18 protein-coding genes are annotated in these 17,174 nt (G+C 68.3%); 9 read left to right on the forward strand and 9 right to left on the reverse strand.

Annotated features, from left to right (window positions below; all coding sequences use genetic code 11):
• Positions 1–20 precede the first annotated feature (20 nt).
• Entirely contained in the window at positions 21–809 is a 789-nt protein-coding gene (locus ACREYQ_RS20670) for an SDR family oxidoreductase (protein WP_432262038.1), read from the reverse strand.
• A 127-nt stretch (positions 810–936) separates the two neighbouring features.
• On the opposite strand from ACREYQ_RS20670, the gene ACREYQ_RS20675 reads away from it, so the two are divergent.
• From ACREYQ_RS20675 to ACREYQ_RS20695, 5 genes are all read left to right on the forward strand, one after another.
• On the forward strand, positions 937–1,818 hold the full coding sequence (locus ACREYQ_RS20675) for an alpha/beta fold hydrolase (protein ID WP_432262039.1): 882 nt from the start codon (positions 937–939) through the stop codon (positions 1,816–1,818).
• A gap of 39 nt (positions 1,819–1,857) precedes the next feature.
• A complete protein-coding gene (locus ACREYQ_RS20680) occupies positions 1,858–2,643 on the forward strand; it encodes an SDR family NAD(P)-dependent oxidoreductase (protein WP_432262040.1) in 786 nt (261 codons plus the stop codon).
• 22 nt (positions 2,644–2,665) lie between these two features.
• Positions 2,666–3,052, forward strand: coding sequence for a nuclear transport factor 2 family protein (locus ACREYQ_RS20685; protein WP_432262041.1), 387 nt, complete (start codon positions 2,666–2,668; stop codon positions 3,050–3,052).
• 13 nt (positions 3,053–3,065) lie between these two features.
• Complete coding sequence (locus ACREYQ_RS20690) at positions 3,066–3,719, forward strand: TetR/AcrR family transcriptional regulator (protein WP_432262042.1); 654 nt, start codon at positions 3,066–3,068, stop codon at positions 3,717–3,719.
• A gap of 88 nt (positions 3,720–3,807) precedes the next feature.
• Entirely contained in the window at positions 3,808–4,032 is a 225-nt protein-coding gene (locus ACREYQ_RS20695) for a hypothetical protein (protein ID WP_432262043.1), read from the forward strand.
• 51 nt (positions 4,033–4,083) lie between these two features.
• Here ACREYQ_RS20695 and ACREYQ_RS20700 read toward each other — a convergent pair whose 3' ends face one another.
• The 6 genes from ACREYQ_RS20700 to cysD form a co-directional block, all read right to left on the reverse strand.
• Positions 4,084–4,563 (reverse strand): SRPBCC domain-containing protein, encoded by a 480-nt coding sequence (locus ACREYQ_RS20700; RefSeq protein WP_432262044.1) that lies wholly within the window; start codon positions 4,561–4,563, stop codon positions 4,084–4,086.
• A gap of 38 nt (positions 4,564–4,601) precedes the next feature.
• Positions 4,602–4,853 (reverse strand): nuclear transport factor 2 family protein, encoded by a 252-nt coding sequence (locus tag ACREYQ_RS20705; RefSeq protein ID WP_432262045.1) that lies wholly within the window; start codon positions 4,851–4,853, stop codon positions 4,602–4,604.
• An 86-nt stretch (positions 4,854–4,939) separates the two neighbouring features.
• Entirely contained in the window at positions 4,940–6,268 is a 1,329-nt protein-coding gene (locus ACREYQ_RS20710; protein WP_432262614.1) for a DUF1329 domain-containing protein, read from the reverse strand.
• A gap of 191 nt (positions 6,269–6,459) precedes the next feature.
• A complete protein-coding gene (locus tag ACREYQ_RS20715; protein ID WP_432262046.1) occupies positions 6,460–7,599 on the reverse strand; it encodes a helix-turn-helix transcriptional regulator in 1,140 nt (379 codons plus the stop codon).
• Positions 7,600–7,924: 325 nt separating this feature from the next.
• Positions 7,925–9,847 (reverse strand): sulfate adenylyltransferase subunit CysN, encoded by a 1,923-nt coding sequence (gene cysN / locus ACREYQ_RS20720; protein WP_432262047.1) that lies wholly within the window; start codon positions 9,845–9,847, stop codon positions 7,925–7,927.
• Entirely contained in the window at positions 9,847–10,743 is an 897-nt protein-coding gene (cysD, locus tag ACREYQ_RS20725) for a sulfate adenylyltransferase subunit CysD (protein WP_432262048.1), read from the reverse strand. The genes cysN and cysD overlap by 1 nt, the downstream gene beginning before the upstream one ends.
• Before the next feature lie 214 nt (positions 10,744–10,957).
• Here cysD and ACREYQ_RS20730 point away from each other — a divergent pair, with 214 nt between their 5' ends.
• The 4 genes from ACREYQ_RS20730 to ACREYQ_RS20745 are packed head-to-tail and all read left to right on the forward strand — an operon-like array spanning position 10,958 to position 15,092.
• Positions 10,958–12,079 (forward strand): DUF1214 domain-containing protein, encoded by a 1,122-nt coding sequence (locus ACREYQ_RS20730; RefSeq protein WP_432262049.1) that lies wholly within the window; start codon positions 10,958–10,960, stop codon positions 12,077–12,079.
• On the forward strand, positions 12,076–13,269 hold the full coding sequence (locus ACREYQ_RS20735) for a sulfotransferase family protein (protein ID WP_432262050.1): 1,194 nt from the start codon (positions 12,076–12,078) through the stop codon (positions 13,267–13,269). Before ACREYQ_RS20730 ends, ACREYQ_RS20735 begins: the two co-directional genes overlap by 4 nt.
• Before the next feature lie 33 nt (positions 13,270–13,302).
• Complete coding sequence (locus ACREYQ_RS20740) at positions 13,303–14,094, forward strand: SDR family oxidoreductase (protein WP_432262051.1); 792 nt, start codon at positions 13,303–13,305, stop codon at positions 14,092–14,094.
• 32 nt (positions 14,095–14,126) lie between these two features.
• Positions 14,127–15,092, forward strand: a complete 966-nt coding sequence (locus tag ACREYQ_RS20745; RefSeq protein WP_432262052.1) for an acetyltransferase — start codon at positions 14,127–14,129, stop codon at positions 15,090–15,092.
• Between the two features lie 4 nt (positions 15,093–15,096).
• Here ACREYQ_RS20745 and ACREYQ_RS20750 read toward each other — a convergent pair whose 3' ends face one another.
• Together ACREYQ_RS20750 and ACREYQ_RS20755 are read right to left on the reverse strand one after the other, a co-directional pair.
• Positions 15,097–16,197 carry a 3,4-dihydroxy-2-butanone-4-phosphate synthase gene (locus ACREYQ_RS20750; RefSeq protein WP_432262053.1) on the reverse strand — a complete coding sequence of 367 codons (1,101 nt, stop codon included), beginning with the start codon at positions 16,195–16,197 and terminating at the stop codon, positions 15,097–15,099.
• Positions 16,194–17,150 (reverse strand): alpha/beta hydrolase, encoded by a 957-nt coding sequence (locus ACREYQ_RS20755; RefSeq protein ID WP_432262054.1) that lies wholly within the window; start codon positions 17,148–17,150, stop codon positions 16,194–16,196. Before ACREYQ_RS20755 ends, ACREYQ_RS20750 begins: the two co-directional genes overlap by 4 nt.
• Positions 17,151–17,174: the final 24 nt, after the last annotated feature.

The raw sequence follows: 17,174 nt of genomic DNA on the forward strand, positions 1-17,174 counted from the left end.
GCTGTTCAGCCAGCGGCCGCTCAGCCGCGATTGACCGAGGCCGCGTCGAGGAAGGCCGGGCGCTCGCCGCCACCATCGATCACGAGATTGGCGCCCGACACGTAGGACGCCTGCGGCGACGCCAGGAACAGGCACGCGCCGGCGATGTCGTCCGGGTGCGCGAGCCGGCCCAGCGGCACCGTCGCGGCCATGCTGCGCAATGCCTCCGGGTCGCCGTAGTGCTGCTGCTGCGAGGTATCGGTCAGCACCACGCCCGGGCTGACCGCGGTAACGCGTACCTTTGGCGCCCATTCCACCGCGAGCGTGCGCACCGCGTTGAGGATGCCGGCCTTCGCGGCGCCGTAGGCCGCGGTGCCGGGCGAAGGACGCAGCGCGCTGATGCTGCCCACGAACAGCTGCGTGCCGCCGCCGGCCTGCTGCTGCATGCGTGCATTGGCGCGCTGCGCGAGCTGCAGCGGCGCGACCAGGTTGAGCCGGATCACCGATTCCAGCAGCCGCGGCGAGGCCTGCGCGACCAGCGCGAACGGCGAACCGCCGGCGTTGTGGATAACCACGTCAAGGGTGGGGCTGGCCTGCGCAATCCGGGCAAGCATGGCATCGACCTGCCCGATGTCGCGGATATCCGCCGGGATGAAGCGGGCGCTGCGGCCTGCCGCGGCCGGCAGTTCACTGTCGTCGGCGGGCGCGGTGCGTCCGCACACGAAGACCTGTGCGCCAACGCGCAGGAAGGCCTCGCTGATGGCGCGGCCGATGCCGCGCATGCCGCCGGTCACCAGCACGGTCTGGCCGGTATAGTCAAATCCTGTCATGGGCTCCCCCTGGATGCATGGAGCGCCCATCGTAGGAGAAGTGGCCGTCCGGCTCGTAGTCCGAATGAACGATGCCCGGGGTGCCGGCGCTGCGCAATATGCTGGGCAAACCACGGGAGACGCCCTCATGTCCGCTACCTCGCAGCTCACGCCCTCCACGCCTGCATCCCCACATCCGAACCTGCCGGTCGGGCGCTTCACCACCACCTCCGCGGGCCTGCGCCTGCACTGCCTGGACTCCGGCAGCGGCGAGCCGGTGGTCTTCATCCACGGCAGCGGTCCGGGCGCGAGCGGGCACAGCAACTTCCGCCATAACGTGCCGGCTTTCGCCGCGGCGGGCTTCCGTACAGTGGTGGTGGACCTGCCCGGGTATGGCCTGTCGTCCAAGCCGGACGATGTCGAATACACCCTGGACTTCTTCGTCGCCGCGCTGCGCGAGCAGTTGCTGGCACTGGAGCTGCCGCGCTGCGTGCTGGTGGGCAACTCGCTTGGCGGCGCCATCGCGCTGCAGTACGCGCTGGACTTCCCGGAGCATGTCAGCCGCCTGGTAATGATGGCGCCGGGCGGCGTGGAAGAGCGCGAAACCTACTTCCAGATGACGGGCATCCAGCGCATGGTGTCGCTGTTCACCGGCGGCCATATGAACCCGGACACCATGCGGCAGCTGCTGCAACTGCTGGTGCACGACGCCAGCCTGGTCACTGACGCGCTGGTCGACGAGCGCATGGCGGTGTGCCGCGAGCAGCCGCGCGAGGTGCTGGCCACCATGAAGGTGCCGAACCTGACCGCGCGGCTGGGCGAGATCCGGTGCCCGGTGCTGGGCTTCTGGGGCACCGAGGACCAGTTCAATCCCGCGTCCGGCGCCGCGAAGTTCCTGAGCGGCTGCGCCGACGCCCGCTTTGTCATGATCAACCGCTGCGGCCACTGGGTGATGGTTGAGCACGCGGCCTATTTCAACCGCGAATGTCTGGGCTTCCTGGCGGATACCGCCCAGGGCGGCGCGGCATAATTGGCGCGCACGCCTGCACAACAATATTTGGGAGACATCATGGAATACCCGTATAACCTGTTCGACCTGCGCGGCAAGGTGGCCGCCATCACCGGCGCTGCGCGCGGCATTGGCGCGGAAACCGCGCGCGTGCTGGCAGCCGCCGGCGCCAAGGTCGCCGTGCTCGACGTGCTGGACGCCGACGGCAAGGCCACCGCCGAAGCCATCTGCGCCGAAGGCGGCGAGGCCGCGTTCTGGAAGCTCGACGTCACCAGCGAGAGCGACGTGGCGCGCGTGTTCGCGGAGATCGCGGCGCGCTTCGGCGGCCTTGGCATCCTGGTGAACAACGCCGGTATCGAGGGGCCCAATGCGCCGACCCATGAGCTGGCGCTGGAGCAATGGCAGCAGGTGATGGCGGTGAACGTGACCGGCACCTTCCTGTGCACCAAGCATGCCATTGCGCACATGGAGCGCGCCGGCGGCGGCGCCATTGTCAATGTGTCGTCGATGTATGGCATCGCGGGCGGGCCGGATGTGCCCCCGTATCACGCGTCCAAGGCCGCGGTGCGGATGATGGCCAAGACCGATGCCATGCTCTACGCCGGCAAGGGCATTCGCGCCAACTCGATCCATCCCGGCTATATCCGCACGCCGATGCTCGAACACGTGGCCCAGGCCTCGGGGCAGGGCGAGGCGCTGTTCGACTACCTGGGCGGACAGACGCCCGCGGGCAAGGTGGGCCAGCCGCGCGACATCGCAGCGGGCATTCTGTACCTCGTGTCCGACGCGGGGCGCTACGTCACGGGCGCCGAGCTGGTGATCGACGGCGGCTACACCGCACGCTGAATCGCAGGGCAAGGAGAACCCCATGACCCATGGCACCGATAGCGCCACGATGAAAGCCACGCTGCTCGCCTATGTCGATCGTTTCAACGCCGGTGACGCGCAGGGCGTTGCCGCGCTCTATGCCGACGACGCCACCGTCGAGGACCCGGTCGGCGCGCAGCCGATCGCCGGCAAGCCCGCCATCCTGGCCTTCTACCAGCACGCCACGGCGCTGGGCGCGCGCCTGGAGGTGGTGGCGCCGCCGCGTGGCTCGCACGGCGACGCCGCCGCGCTGACCTTCGCGGTGCATGTCAGCCTGGAAGGGCGGCCGGCCCGCATTGACGTGACCGACGTCATGACGTTCGGCGCAGACGGCCGCATCCGCAGCATGCGCGCCCACTGGGCGCCGGACGACGTGCATTTCCTCTGAGCCCGCTGCGCCGATGGCCCGCCACACCCGCGAGGATGCCGCCGTCACGCGGGCGCGCATCCTGGCCAGCGCGCAGCAGCTGATCCGCCACCGTGGGCTGCATTGCGTCACGGTGGACGACGTAGCCCGCGCCATCGGCATGACGCGCGGGGCCGTTTACGGGCATTTCCGTTCCCGAACCGAGCTGCTGGAAGCACTGCTGTCATGCGCCGAGAACGACTTCGCCACGCGGCTGGCGCCGCTGGCGCAGGGCCGCGCCGGCACTGGCCCGGGCGCGCTGGAGCAGGCGCTTGCGACCTTGCTCCACGGCGATGACCTCGCGCGCCATGTCAGCCTGCTGGCGGCGCTGCTGCAGCACAAGTGTGGCGATGCCTGCGAGCTTTGCCCGCTGCGCGCGCGCGTGCTGGCGGGCGTCGAGGCGCTGCGCGGCACCCTGGCGGACCTGCTGCCGGCACCCGGCCTGTCCAACCTGCTGATGGCGCACCTGTGGGGCTTGCTGAGCGCGCATGCCATGCACCTGGCGCCGTCTGGCCTGTCCGGCTGCGCCGCCGCGCTGGCCCGCCTGTATCAAGATCCTGATTTGCAGCCGCAGCCGGTGCTGCCCGCCTCCCTTTCCTGTCACCCTGACGCCACTTTCGATCCGCTGCTGGTGAGGGATACCCCTTAGTCTGCTCGGACGAAGAGTTTCGGGCTGCCGCTGACTACGATGCTTTCAAAAGCATCAAAGCCCAGCATAGGGCGCGGAGGAGACGGCGATGAAGCGGCGCGGATTTCGTTGGGCGGCGGGCCTGGTCGGGGCTGGCGCCGTAATGGGCGTGGCCTGGACGTTGGCCGTGGATGGCGGCCCTGCCGCGCTGCGTGGCGAGGGCACCGCTGACGGCATGGTCCCGGCCGCGGCGCAGGAGCGCTGCGACGACGCCTGCGTGCGCAGCCGCGGCGTCGCAGCGCTGGTGGCGCTGAGCCAGCGTCCCCCGCAATGACTGGCCGATTGGCCTGCATGTCCAGGCCAATCGACGAACTACGACTTACCGTCAGACCCGGCCAGGCTGCCGTTGCGCATTCAGCGCTTCCGCGCGCGCCTTGACGTCGCGTGCCACCTGGTCGAATCCCTGCTTCACCCAGGCACCGTGCTCGCGCATGATGGTCTCCGCATTCAGCCCCAGGAACAGGTCGGTGGTGAAGTAGCGGGTGCGCCCGGCGCCGATGGCTTCCAGGTACTGGTCGCGCCGGGCGGCATCCTTGTTCTCGTCAGTCGGGCGCTGCTCCCACGAGAGCAGGCGTTCCGGCTCCCACGCCACCAGGTACTCGTTGACCGGGATGACCTGGTCGGTGCCCGGGATGCGCACCTGCATGTACACCATGTCGCCGAGGCGACCGGTGGTCTCCAGACCCGGGCAGAACGTATTCCATTCCGCGTAGCGGGCAAAGTCGGTCAGCACTTCCCACACCAGCGATACCGGCGCGTCGATGTCCACCTGGATCGACGTCACGAGATTCTCGGCTTTGGCCATTGGCCCCTCCTTCATGAAAGTCATTGGGAAGGGACACACTAGGGCCGCGGGCCGGGGGACGCATACCCCGATCGGACGAGTCCGGGCGGACGAAGGCGGTGCTGTCGAGGTGACGAGAATTGATGCGTGCCCCGAGGGCGCACTGTCAGGCCTCCGCCACCGTAGTCGGCCTGCACATCCGGTGCGAAGATGGTGTCGAGCTGGCCCCAGTTGCGCTCGTCGAGCGCGCGCGCATAGCGGCTGTGCGCCGCCTGGATCTCGCGGACCGCCAGAAGGATTTCAAGGTTCATGCAATGACCCCGGGGCAGGTTCTCCAATGGAAATGGGCCATGGCAGTGATTTGCCATGGCCCATGCTTCGCGGTGATCGCGGCGCCTTAGTTCCCCGCGCCGCGCAGCGCGTCAGGCGCGAAGTAGGCTTCCACGAACTTGGGATCGCTGTTCAGCCGCGGCGGCTGGCCTTCGTTGGTCAGCCGGTCGGCCAGGTAGGCGCCGGAGTTCAGGTCGTGGAAGAACACCGCCGTCGGGTAGAAGCGGCGCGCATCGTAGGCATAGACATTGGCCTGGATGTTGGTGCGCCACAGCTGGCCGCGGCTGTCGTAGTTGTCGGCCAGCACGCCGTACCAGGAATCCTCGTCGATATAGATTACGCGCTTGGCGTACTGGTGGCGGAACCCTTGCTTGAGCGCGGCTTCCAGCACCCAGACGCGATGCAGCTCGTAGCGCATCTGGGCCGGATCGGCATGGCCCTTGGTCAGCAGGTCCTTGTACTTGATCGACGGCGAACTCGCGTGATAGTTGTTGTAGGGCACATAGAGTTCGCGCTTGCCGACGATTTTCCAGTCGTAGCGCTCGGGCGAGCCGTTGAAGAAGTGATCATCGTCCACGGTGCGGAAGCCGCCCGGGCCGAACGGCTGGTCGTAGCCGAACTCCGGCGCCTGGCGCACGCGGCGCGTGCCGGGGTTGTAGGACCAGGTGCGGTTGGTATCGGGCTCAGCGCTGTCATACAGCGAGAACCCGGTGAAGATCGAGCCGCGGTCGCGCAGCGGCAGTTCCGTGTACATCCGGTAGAAGGCGCGGGAATTGAGCGCCCCCTTGGCATCGAAATTCTGGCTGTCCTTGGGCGACCAGATCTCGTACTTGACCTTGCCCCACGCGATCTTGCCATCGGCATAGACCACGGCCTGGTCATAGACCGCGCGCTCGCTCTCGATCGCCGACGCGAAGCGCAGGTTCCACAGCAGCTCCAGGCCGGTCTTGGGGATGGGGTAAGGCAGCGTGGGGGGGCTATTCCTGACACCGTTGCCATCGCCAAGCATCTCAACCTGCGGGGCGTAGGTGCGGATGGCCTTGTAGGTGCCGTCGTCGTAGCGGAAGTCGCGATGGGTCGGGTAGACCGGCAGCTTGAAGGTGTCCGGGTACTTGTGGAACAGCGCCTTCAGGCCTTCGGTCAGGTGCTTGTCATACTGCGCCATGTTCTGCGCGGTGATGACAAAGAGCGGCTTCTCGTCGGCATACGGATCGGGGTAGCGCTCGCCTGCCTTGTAGGAGACGCCCGCCGGCGCGCCGAGCCATTTTCCGCTCCATGCCGGAATGGTGCCGTCCTTGTTTGCCGCGCGTTCCGCGCCCAGTGGCGTGAGGGTGCTGTCCAGCTGCTTGATGTCTTCGGGGCCGATCTTGGCCGTGGCCATGGTCACGGCCAGCATGCCGGCTGCCAGCACGCCAGCATGCTGGAGGATTTTAAGTGGTCGGGCTTGCACGTCTGTCTCCTCGATGGTTGTGATGCACGCTGCCGTCGCTCACCATGCCCGCAGCGTGGCTTCAATTTGCACTAACACGGCAGCAGCGGCCTCGTCTGGCCGGACTCGTCCGTTTGGAGTAGGTGACGGGCCGGAGCTCAGCCCATCCCCACCACGCTGGACAGCAGCATCTTCACCAGCACCGCCTGCCGTGTCGCGCCGGTCTTGGCAAAGATCCCGCGCAGGTGGGCACGTGCCGTATTCTTCTTGACGCCAAGGCGCACCGCCGCTTCATCCAGCGTCAGCCCGTCGACCATCAGCAGGGCCAGTTCGATCTCGGTCGGCGTCAGCTGGAACAGCTTGCGCAAGCTGGCGTGCGGGTTGCGCGGCGACCCCGCCGGATCGCGGATGAAGACCGCCACGGCGGGCCGGCGTGCCTTGTCTTCGGTTCGGTAGCTAAGCGGGATCGGCCGCACCAGCACGCTCAGCGGCGTGGGCGCGGCGGGCCGGCTCAGCGTGGTGACTTCGCTGTGCGGCGCGGCCAGGGCGTGCGCCTGCGCGGCGCTTTCCAGGATCTTGCGGAGCCTGCGGTTCTCCATCGGACAGTGCGCGTACAGCGCGCCGTCTGCCAGGTAGAGGCCGTCGCGCGACTGCAGCAGGCGGCCGGCCACGTCGTTGGTCCTGATGATTTTGCCGTGCTCGTCCAGGATCACGGTGCCGACTTGCAGCCGGTCCACGGCATCCGCGTAAAGGGACCGTTCCGAGGCAAGCATGTCGAGCGCGGCATGCAGGTCGACCGCGCGCTTCAGGTGTGGCAGCAGGCCATGCAGCAGAGACTTGTCGGCGTCGCCGAAGTCCTGTCCCGCGTGGGCGCGGCTGATGAACAGTGCGCATTCCACGCCGTCGGGCGTGACCAGGTTGGCTGCGAGGATATAGCGCAGGCCCAGCGGCGCCAGGTACTGCGTGTAGAAGGGGTGTGCCAGCCAGCCGGCTTCGCCGAACAGTTCGTTGGCGCTGAAGAGCCGGTCCGGATGCAGGTCGAGGAAGGGGCACAGCGCGTAGTACTGTTCGCTGTACGACGGCTCGCCGGGCAGGTGCGGGCCGTAGTCGGAGGCATTGACGATCAGGCCTGGCCGGTCCGTGGCCGGGTGGCGCAGCACCAGGGTGGCGAAGGCGGCGCGCAGGCGCTGGCGCACGCTTTCGAGGAAGCCGGCCCAGGGCACGGGTTCGGTCGGGCCCTGGTAAAGCTGGGCGAGCAGGGCGCTCAGCTCGGCGGCCGGCAGGGTGTCTGGCAGCATGATGGCGGTCCGTCGGGTCGTGGCAACAGTCAAAAGCGGGAATCTCGCCTCTGATTGCTGACAAAGCCCGCATGCCGCCGGTTTGCTCCCCTCTCCCGCTTGCGGGAGAGGGGCCGGGGGAGAGGGCAGGCATTGGCAGTATCGACAGCCTGCACTTCGTCGACGCGCCCGCCCTCTCCCCAACCCTCTCCCGCAAGCGGGAGAGGGAGCACACAACTGGTCATGCAGACTCAATGGCGCTTGGCCAGCTCGTCAGCAGTCTGAGGCGCAAATCCCACCGCTCCCATCGTACCGACACCGTCCGCCGCCTCATCGTCCGTTCGGCCTAGGGCTTCTCCCGCAGCCACGCCACGATCCGCTCCGCCGCCTGCTCCGCGGCGTCGGCGGTGGTGTCGATGCGGATCTCAGGCCGCTCGGGCGGCTCGTACGGCGAATCGATGCCGGTGAAGTTCTTCAGCTCGCCGCGGCGCGCCTTGCGGTACAGGCCCTTGGGGTCGCGTTGCTCGGCCACGGCCAGCGGCGTGTCGATGAAGACTTCGACGAAATCCCCGTCGCCGGCCAGCGCGCGGGCCATCTCGCGTTCCGAGCGGAAGGGCGAGATAAACGATACCAGCACGATCAGCCCTGCATCGAGCATCAGCCTTGCCACTTCGGCCACGCGCCGGATGTTCTCGACGCGGTCGGCCTCGGCGAAGCCCAGGTCCTTGTTCAGGCCGTGGCGCACGTTGTCGCCGTCGAGCAGGTAGGTGTGGTGGCCCAGCGCGTGCAGGCGCTTTTCGACCAGGTTGGCGATGGTGGACTTGCCCGCGCCGGACAGTCCGGTGAACCAGACGATGCGCGGCGACTGGTGCTTGAGCGCGGCATGGGCGCGGCGGTCCACGTCGATGGCCTGCCAGTGCACGTTCTGTGCCCGGCGCAGCGCAAAGTGCAGCATGCCGGCGCCGACCGTGTTGTTGCTGAGACGGTCGATGATGATGAAGCCGCCCAGCTCGCGGTTGCGCGCGTAGGGATCGAAGGCCACCGGCTGGTCCAGGTGCAGGTTGCACACGCCGATCTCATTGAGCTCCAGCGTGCGCGCCGCCAGGTGTTCGAGCGTGTTGACGTTGACCTTGTACTTGGGCTGCGCCACGGTCACGCCCACGGTGCGCGTGCCGAGCTTTAGCAGGTAGGGACGTCCGGGCAGCATGGCGTCCTCGTTCATCCATACCAGCGTGGCCTCGAACTGGTCGGCCACCGCCGGCGGGTCTTCTGGGCACGCCAGCACGTCGCCGCGGCTGATGTCGATCTCGTCCTCCAGCGTCAGTGTCACCGCCTGGCCGCGGATGGCGTGCGCGCATTCGCCGTTGGCGCCGACGATGCCGGCGACGCGGCTCTCGCGGCCCGAAGGCAGCGCGCGTACGCGGTCGCCGCGGCGGATTTCACCGGCGCTGACGGTGCCGGCAAAGCCGCGGAAGTCGAGGTTGGGCCGGTTGACCCACTGCACCGGCAGCCGGAACGGTTCGCCTTGCACGGGCGCGTTGTCGATTGGCACGCTCTCCAGATGGGCCATCAGCGTCGGGCCGTGGTACCACGGCGTATTCGCGCCGGGCTCGGTGATGTTGTCGCCGCGCAGCGCCGACATCGGGATGCAGGTGATATCGGTCAGGCCGATCTGCCGGGCAAACTCGCGGTACTCGGTCTCGATGCGCGTATGGACCTCGCGCGAGTAGCCGACCATGTCCAGCTTGTTGACGGCCAGCACCACGCGGCGGATGCCAAGCGTGGCCACCAGGTAGCTGTGGCGGCGCGTCTGGGTCTGCACGCCGCGGCGCGCATCCACCAGCAGGATGGCCAGGTCGGCGGTGGAGGCGCCGGTGACCATGTTGCGCGTGTATTGTTCGTGCCCCGGCGTGTCGGCCACGATGAACTTGCGCTTGTCGGTGGCAAAGAAGCGGTACGCCACGTCGATGGTGATGCCCTGTTCGCGCTCGGCGGCCAGGCCGTCCACCAGCAGCGCAAAGTCGAGGTTGTCGCCCTGCGTGCCCATCTTCTTCGAGTCGGCTTCCAGCTGGGCGAGCTGGTCTTCGAACAGCATTTTGGATTCATAGAGCAGCCGGCCGATCAGCGTGCTCTTGCCGTCGTCGACGCTGCCGCAGGTGATGAAGCGCAGCAGGCTCTTGCTTTGCTGGGCGCGCAGGTAGTGGGCGATCTCGCCTGGCGCGCCAGCGGATTGCGCCATGGCAGGCGCGTTTTCGATCAGGGTTTCCATCAGAAGTATCCCTCCTGCTTTTTCTTTTCCATCGAACCGGCCGAGTCGCTGTCGATCAGCCGTCCCTGGCGCTCTGACGTGGTCGCCAGCAGCATTTCCTGGATGATGCCGCCGAGGGTGTCGGCCTCGCTCTCGATCGCGCCGGTGAGCGGATAGCAGCCCAGCGTGCGGAAACGCACCTTGCGCAGTTGCGGCGTTTCTCCGGGGCGCAGCGGCAGGCGCTCGTCGTCGACCATGATCAGCGTGCCGTCGCGCTCGACCACCGGGCGCTCCCTGGCGTAGTAGAGCGGCACGATAGGGATGTCGTTGAGGTAGATGTATTGCCAGATATCAAGCTCGGTCCAGTTGGACAGCGGGAACACGCGCAGGCTTTCGCCCTTGCGCTTGCGGGTGTTGTACTGGCGCCAGAGTTCGGGGCGCTGCATCTTCGGGTCCCAGCGGTGCTGGGCGGTGCGCACCGAGAACACCCGCTCCTTGGCGCGCGACTTTTCCTCGTCGCGGCGCGCGCCGCCGAAGGCGGCGTCAAAGCCATAGTGATCCAGCGCCTGCTTCAGGCCCTGGGTCTTCCACACGTCGGTATGGACGGCGGAGCCGTGCTCGTGCGGGCTGATGTTGCGCGCCAGCCCTTCGGGGTTGATATGCACGCGCAGGTCCAGCCCAAGCCGCGCGACGGTCTGGTCGCGGAACGCGATCATCTCGCGGAACTTCCAGGTGGTATCGACGTGCAGCAGCGGAAACGGCGGCCGCGCGGGATGGAAGGCCTTCATGGCAAGGTGCAGCATCACGGCGCTGTCCTTGCCGATGGAATAGAGCATGACGGGGTTTTCGCATTCCGCCACCACCTCCCGCATGATGTGGATGCTCTCCGCCTCCAGTTGCTCCAGGTGGGTCAACATCGGGATCTCCTCTCTTGGTTTGCCGGCGCCGTGCAGGGATGTCGCGGCGGTCTGGCATGGCCACAAGGTAGCGAGCCGGAGCCCTGCGCCACTTCGTCCGGGCGGACTAAGAAAGCGCGGGCCGCGGCGCGCATTTCCTAGTCCGCCTGGACGAGGAGGCGGTTGCCCCGCGCTGGGTATCGTTGCTTCGCCGACGAACCACGGGAGCAGGCAGATGGCGAACTCCGCCGAAGAACAATTGCTGGGCGGCCAGACCTGGGCCGAGTTTTGCGAGGTGCTCAAGCGCAGCGGACAGCAGATCCTGCGCCCGGAAGCCCCGTCGGACGCGCTCACGCGCGCCGAGGGCTTCCGCTACCTGAGCCGCTTGCTGCGCATTGCGCTGGAAATGCATGTGGAATTTGCCGATCCGGCGTTTCCCGGCTTTTTCTCGCCGTCGCACGAAACCGGGAAGATCGGCGCGGACAATCCGGACAACCTGTATCGCTATGCACGTCTCGACGGCAGTGCCGAGTACCGCATCCGCGGCCGGCGCGGAACCGTGGCCTACCTGAGCTTCGGCACGCAGAAGGGCGGCTATGAAACCGACGGGCGCATGGTCCAGACCGGCTTTCTCGACAGCAACGGGCTGGCAGTGGAAGCGGATGGCAGTTTCGAAATCGTCCTCAGCGCGCGCCAGCATGAAGGCAACTGGGTGCGCATGGAGCCTGGCACCAATGCGTTGGTGGTGCGGCAGACCTTTATGGACCGCAAGGCAGAGACCCCGGCCGGACTGCACATCGAGCGTCTCAACGGCGGCGACAAACCGCCCGCGCTGGATGCCGAACGCCTGCATGGCGGCTTGCTGCGCGCCGCGGGCTTCGTCGAGAGCACCGCGCGCATCTTTGCCGACTGGGCGCAGGGCTATGGCGGCCATGTCAATGCACTGCCGCCGGCCGACCAGGCCATCTGCCAGGCGGCCGGCGGCGATCCCAATATCTTCTACTACCACTCATGCTGGGCGCTGGCGGACGACGAGGCGCTGGTGGTTGAGGTGGATCAGGTGCCGCAGTGCGAGTTCTGGAACTTCCAGATCAACAACTACTGGATGGAATCGCTCGACTACCGCTACCACGACATCTGCCTGAACAAGCACGGCGCCCGGCTGGATGCCAACGGCGGGGTCACCGTCATCCTCAGTGCGCGCGATCCGGGCCTGCCCAACTGGCTGGAAACTGCAGGGCACCGCAACGGAACCATGTGTTGGCGCTGGGTGGGCGCGGCGCAGCCGGTGCATCCGCGCGCGCGCGTGGTCAAGCTTGAATCGCTCAAGAAAGACATCAGGGGGAACAACGCATGAATACCGTCGCATCCGAACACACCACAGTGCTTGACGTGGAGCGCCTGCTGGCTCAGGCCAGCGCACAGGCCGGCGGACTGAGCGACTTTGGCCCGGGCAGCTATCGTGAAGCGCTGGAGGTTTTGTCCGGCTCGCTCGCGCGCGAGGCCGGGCTGTCGCCGCAGGGCGCACAGATGCTGCAAGACAAGCTACAGGCCCAACTGGTGAACCGGCTGGTGATCCAGGATTACTGCAAGCGCCATCCCGAGATACTGGAAGAGCGCATTGACGATCCGCTGGTGATTGTCGGCCTGCCGCGCACCGGCACCACGCTGCTGCAGCGCATGCTGGCCGCGGACGCGCGCTTCTGCTCGGCGGCGTGGTGGGAAACGCGCTACCCGGCGCCGCTGCCCGGCGATGACGTGCGCGATCCCAGCCGGCGCATCGCGCTGGCGCGCGAGGAAGTGGCGCAGATGATCCGCTTTATCCCGGATATCCTCGCCATCCATCCGCTCGACGCCATGGCGGCCGACGAGGAATTCATGCTGATGGAGCATTCCTTCCTGTGCGCGATGGATTCCTATGCCAACGTGCCGGCTTATACCGCCTGGCTGGCACGGCAGGACCACACCGAGGTCTATGGCTACCTGAAGACCATGCTGCAGTTCCTGCAGTGGCAGAAGCGCCAGCGCGGCGAGGCGCCGGCACAGCGGTGGGTGCTGAAGACGCCGCAGCACCTCCATATGCTCGAAGTCCTGTTCCGGGTCTTCCCCGGTGCGCAGGTCGTGCTGACCCATCGCGACCCGGCCCAGACCATTCCATCCATGGCCAGCATGGCGCATACGCTGTGGAAGCTGTACGCCGATGCTCCCGATGCCGCCACGGTGGGGCGGCAGTGGAGCGGGCAGATGCAGCGCGCCACGGCGCATGCCATGACGGTGCGCGACGGCCTGCCTGCCGATCGCTTCCTCGATGTGCGCTTCGAGGATACGGTGCGCGATCCCTTCGGCGTGGCGCAGGCGGTCTACCGCTTTGCCGGCATGCCGCTGACCGAATCCGCCCGCGCCGGCATGTGGGCGTGGATGGAGAGCAACCCACGCAACCAGCGCGCGGCGCACGCCTATACCCTGGAGCAGTTCGGCCTGAGCCAGGCACAGCTGGAACGCGATTTCGCTGGCTATCGCGCGCGGCACATCCTGAATCAAAACTAAGACAGCGCACCGCGCATCACAGGAGACAAATCCATGCTGTTGAAAGACAAGATCGTCATCGTATCCGGCATCGGCCCCGGGCTGGGCATCAAGCTTGCCGTGGAGGCCGCGCGCGAAGGCGCCCGTGCCGTTGCCATCGCCGCGCGCACCGCGGCAAAGCTGGACGACGCCCAGGCCCGCATCGATGCACTGGGCGCCGACTGCGAAGTGCTCAAGGTGGTGACCGACATCACCGACCGGGCCCAGTCCCGGCACCTGGCCGGCGAGACCATGCGCCGCTTCGGCCGCATCGACGCACTGGTCAACAGCGCCTTCCAGCACGGCAACTTCCCCGAGCCGGTGGAAGCGGCCGACCTGGAGGTCTGGCGCCAGGTATTCGACACCAATGTCTTCGGCACCATGACGCTGACGCAGGAGGTGGCGGCGCTGATGAAGCCGCAGGGGGGCGGCGCCATCGTCATGATCAACACCCAGGCCACGCGCAAGCCGATGCCCGGGGAGTCGGGCTATGCGGCGTCCAAGGGAGCGCTGGCGGTGGCAGTGAAGTACCTGGCGCGAGAACTGGGCCCGCATGGCATCCGCGCCAACAGCATCTTCATGGGCTGGATGTGGGGCGAGCCGGTGCAGGGCTATGTGCGCCACGCCGCGGCCGAACATGGCGTGAGCGAGGAAGCGGTGATTGCGCCGGTGGCCGCGCAGATCGCGCTGGGCCGCATGCCGACCGACGACGACTGCGCGCGCGCAGCGCTGTTTCTCGTGTCAGACTATGCCAGGGCCATCACCGGCGCCTCGCTCGACGCCAACGGCGGCGATTTCATGCCCTGAGTCCAGACCACCGTAAGCACCGCAAGCCTGCCATGACACGCTACTTTGCCTTCAACGGCGACGCCGACGGCCTGTGCGCCCTGCAGCAACTGCGCCTGGCGCATCCCGGCGACGCCACCCTGGTCACCGGCGTCAAGCGCGATATCCGGCTGCTCGAGCGCATCGACGCCGGGCCCGGCGACACCGTGACCGCACTGGACATCTCGCTCGAGCAAAACCGCGACGGCTTGTTGCGGCTGCTCGGCGCCGGTGCGCGGGTGGACTACTTCGACCACCACCATGCCGGCGAACTGCCCGGGCATGCCGGCCTGCGCGCGCATATCGACGAAGGGCCCGAGGTCTGCACCAGCATCCTGGTCGACCGTCGCCTGGGCAGCAGCCACCGGCGCTGGGCGATCACCGCCGCCTTCGGCGACAACCTGGGCGGCGTGGCGCGCACGATGGCGGCGCAGGCGGGGCTGGCCGAGCGCGATACCGCGGTGCTGGAACAGCTGGGCACGTGCCTGAACTACAACGCCTATGGCGAGTGCGTGGCGGACCTGCATTTCGATCCCGCCGAGCTGGCGCGGCACATGCTGCCGTTCGCCGACCCGCTGGACTTCGCGGCGCAATGCGGGGCCTATGCGGTGCTGTGCGACGGCTATGCGGACGACATGGCCCGCGCCCGCTGCCTGGCGCCCGCGCACGAAGTGCCCGGCGCCGCGCTGCTGATGCTGCCTGACGCGCCGTGGGCGAGGCGCGCGATCGGCGTGCTGGCCAATGAACTGGTGCGCGGCCGGCCCGGCGACGCCATCGGCCTGCTGTCGCCAAAGTCCGGCGGCGGCTTTGCCGTCAGTGTGCGCGTGCCGGCCCACAGCGCCACCGGCGCGGCCGACTTCTGCCGCGGCTTCGAGACCGGCGGCGGCCGGCGCCTGGCAGGCGGCATCAACCACCTGTCAGACGCCGACGTGGAGCACTTTACGCGCTGCTTTGCCGATTGCTTCGGCCGTCGCTCCTGACAGTTCAGCACGGCGGCACGAACTCGGTGACGTCCAGGTCGAAGCCGGTGACGGCGCGATACGGCACCGGATGGCTGAGCAGGCGCAGCTTGTGCGCCCCCACATCGCGCAGGATCTGCGCCCCGACCCCCAGCGCGCGTTGCGCGAAGGCCGGCGCCGGCGTCGCGGCGGCCGGCGCTGCCAGCCGGTCCAGCCGCTGCTGCGGCGACTCGCGTTCATCCAGCAGCACCAGCACTCCGCAGCCTTCGGCGCCGATGCGGGCGAGCGAGCGCTCCAGGTTCCACGCGGGCAGGGCCGGCGTGCCGAAGCCCAGCACGTCGCGCTGCATTTCCACCGCCTGGACACGCGTCAGCACCGGCAGTTGCGGGTCGGGCTGGCCCAGCACCAGCGCGAGATGGAGTGCATCGACCGGCGCGTCATGGTAGGCGTGCACGATGAAGCGTCCGAAGGGCGTGGCCAGTTCGGTCGTGTGCGTGCGACGCAGCGTGCCTTCGGTCAGCAGGCGGTGATGGATCAGCCCGCTGATTGAAACCGCCGGCAGGCCGTGGTGCTGTGCGAACGCCAGCAGCGCAGGGCCCCGCAGCAGGTCGCCGTCGTCATCGAGCAGCATCGCGTAGGCGCCGGCGGCGACGCGCCCGGCCAGCGCCGGCAGGTCGGAGCAGGCTTCGGCAAAGCCCGCGCGGCGCAGCACGCCGTCGGGCTGCGCCACCACCGGGAAAATGTGCCCGGGCTGGACCAGGTCATGCGGCTGCGCGCGCGCCGCCGCCGCCACGCGCAGCGTGAGCGCGCGGTCGGCGGCGGAGATGCCGGTGCTGACGCCGGTGGCAGCCTCGATCGACACCGTGTAGCGCTCGCGCTGGCGGTGGATTGCGGCCATCGGCGGCAGCTGCAGCAGCGTGCGGCGCGCCTCGGTGATCGCCATGCAGACCAGGCCGCGCGCCTCGGCCGCCATGAAGTTGACATCGGCCTCGCTGGCGCGCTCGGCGGCAACCAGCACGCAGCCCGTGGCCTCGTCGGTCTCGTCTTCGATCACTACGACGCGCTGGCCCGCGGCCAGCGCCGCGAGCACGTCGGCCATCGGCGGCAGGATGGTGGCGGGGCTCATGCTGCCTCCTCCCGGCTGGTACCAGCGAAGGCCTGGCGCAGCGATGCGGCGGCCACATCCAGCGCCTGGCTGGCGGCATCGATCATCCCTTGCATGCTGATGAAGCCGTGGAACTGGCCCGGCCAGCGGCGCACGGTGGCGTTGCCGCCCGCGCGCTGCAGGGCCTCGCCATAGGCCTCGCCCTGGTCGCGTAGTGGATCGAATTCGGCGGTGATGATGGTGGCTGGCGGCAGGCCATGCAGGTCGCGCTGGTGCAGCGGGCTGGCGCGCGCATCGGTGGCGTCGGCGGGGCTGGCCAGGTATTGGGCGCGATACCAGTCGAGCTCCGCGGCGCTGAGGAAGTAGCCCTGCGCGCATTCGCGGTAGCTGGCGCTGGCGGCCGCGGCGTCGCTGCAGTCCAGGTAGGGGTAGAGCAGCAGCTGGTGCCGCAGGGCGATGCCGCTGGCGCGCAACTGCTGGCAGGCCACGGCGGCGAGGTTGCCGCCGGCACTGTCGCCGGCCAAGGCCAGCCGGGCCGGGTCGGCGCCCAGTTGCGCCGCATGCGCGGCCGCCCAGCGCACCGCCGCGATGGCGTCGTCGGCAGCGGCCGGGAAGCGTGCTTCGGGCGCCAGCCGGTAATCGACTGACAGCACCAGCGCACCGCTGCGGCGCGCCAGGCTGCGGCAGATGTTGTCGTGCGAATCGAGGCCGCAGAGCACAAAGCCGCCGCCGTGGAAATAGACCACGAGCGGCAGGTCTGTGCTGCCGTCGGGCCGGTACAGGCGGGCTTTCAGGGGGCCTGCTGCACCGTCGATGGTGAGGTCTTGCTGCGCGGCGATGGTGTCGCCGGGCGCGAACGCAGGCATGGCCGCCAGCGCGGCACGGTAGTCGGCGGCGCGCAGGGTGGAGAAATCGGGGCTGGGCATGGCGGGCATTGCTTCAAGCACGGCGCGGGCCTGGGGATCGAGCGGCATGGGGTCTCCTGGATTGCAGTAGGG

The sequence above is a fragment of the Cupriavidus sp. TMH.W2 genome, assembly GCF_050847365.1.
GTDB lineage: Bacteria > Pseudomonadota > Gammaproteobacteria > Burkholderiales > Burkholderiaceae > Cupriavidus.

Bases quoted from the DNA above. Each gene is read 5' to 3' on its own strand.
- ACREYQ_RS20745 (WP_432262052.1), top strand. From the start codon at position 14,127: ATGACACGCTACTTTGCCTTCAACGGCGACGCCGACGGCCTGTGCGCC.
- ACREYQ_RS20705 (WP_432262045.1), bottom strand. From the start codon at position 4,853: ATGAACCTTGAAATCCTTCTGGCGGTCCGCGAGATCCAGGCGGCGCAC.
- ACREYQ_RS20695 (WP_432262043.1), top strand. From the start codon at position 3,808: ATGAAGCGGCGCGGATTTCGTTGGGCGGCGGGCCTGGTCGGGGCTGGC.
- ACREYQ_RS20690 (WP_432262042.1), top strand. From the start codon at position 3,066: ATGGCCCGCCACACCCGCGAGGATGCCGCCGTCACGCGGGCGCGCATC.
- ACREYQ_RS20680 (WP_432262040.1), top strand. From the start codon at position 1,858: ATGGAATACCCGTATAACCTGTTCGACCTGCGCGGCAAGGTGGCCGCC.
- ACREYQ_RS20670 (WP_432262038.1), bottom strand. From the start codon at position 809: ATGACAGGATTTGACTATACCGGCCAGACCGTGCTGGTGACCGGCGGC.
- ACREYQ_RS20700 (WP_432262044.1), bottom strand. From the start codon at position 4,563: ATGGCCAAAGCCGAGAATCTCGTGACGTCGATCCAGGTGGACATCGAC.
- cysN (WP_432262047.1), bottom strand. From the start codon at position 9,847: ATGGAAACCCTGATCGAAAACGCGCCTGCCATGGCGCAATCCGCTGGC.
- ACREYQ_RS20730 (WP_432262049.1), top strand. From the start codon at position 10,958: ATGGCGAACTCCGCCGAAGAACAATTGCTGGGCGGCCAGACCTGGGCC.
- ACREYQ_RS20710 (WP_432262614.1), bottom strand. From the start codon at position 6,268: ATGCTGGCCGTGACCATGGCCACGGCCAAGATCGGCCCCGAAGACATC.
- ACREYQ_RS20735 (WP_432262050.1), top strand. From the start codon at position 12,076: ATGAATACCGTCGCATCCGAACACACCACAGTGCTTGACGTGGAGCGC.
- ACREYQ_RS20740 (WP_432262051.1), top strand. From the start codon at position 13,303: ATGCTGTTGAAAGACAAGATCGTCATCGTATCCGGCATCGGCCCCGGG.
- ACREYQ_RS20685 (WP_432262041.1), top strand. From the start codon at position 2,666: ATGACCCATGGCACCGATAGCGCCACGATGAAAGCCACGCTGCTCGCC.
- ACREYQ_RS20750 (WP_432262053.1), bottom strand. From the start codon at position 16,197: ATGAGCCCCGCCACCATCCTGCCGCCGATGGCCGACGTGCTCGCGGCG.
- cysD (WP_432262048.1), bottom strand. From the start codon at position 10,743: ATGTTGACCCACCTGGAGCAACTGGAGGCGGAGAGCATCCACATCATG.
- ACREYQ_RS20715 (WP_432262046.1), bottom strand. From the start codon at position 7,599: ATGCTGCCAGACACCCTGCCGGCCGCCGAGCTGAGCGCCCTGCTCGCC.
- ACREYQ_RS20675 (WP_432262039.1), top strand. From the start codon at position 937: ATGTCCGCTACCTCGCAGCTCACGCCCTCCACGCCTGCATCCCCACAT.
- ACREYQ_RS20755 (WP_432262054.1), bottom strand. From the start codon at position 17,150: ATGCCGCTCGATCCCCAGGCCCGCGCCGTGCTTGAAGCAATGCCCGCC.